The organism is Aeromonas sp. MR19 (genome assembly GCF_963899305.1).
Lineage (GTDB): Bacteria > Pseudomonadota > Gammaproteobacteria > Enterobacterales > Aeromonadaceae > Aeromonas > Aeromonas bestiarum.
The window spans coordinates 1-241 of record NZ_CAWQWZ010000040.1 but is presented as its reverse complement, the minus strand read 5'-3'; the positions used below and the strand labels follow the sequence as shown (position 1 = coordinate 241).

Below are 241 nucleotides of genomic sequence, written 5' to 3'. Positions count from 1 at the left end.
CCGATGGCGACAAGACCATCGATGCCAGCGTGACCAGCACCGACGCGGCGGGCAACAGCGCCACCGCGACCGACAGCGAAGGCTACGGGGTCGACACCCAGGCGCCGGTGGACTTGGCCATTGAGCTCGATGCCAACATCACCGCCGACGACGTCATCAACGCCGCCGAAGCGGGTCAGCAGATCCCGGTCAGCGGCACCGTCAGCGGCGAGTTCAAGGCCGGTGACACCGTCACCCTGAC

The 241-nt window shown here is 67.6% G+C and carries 1 protein-coding gene; it reads left to right on the top strand.

Translation table 11 applies throughout. The features are described from left to right. A partial coding sequence (locus tag AACQ95_RS15915) for an Ig-like domain-containing protein (protein WP_241281102.1) occupies positions 1-241 on the top strand: 241 nt, incomplete at both ends.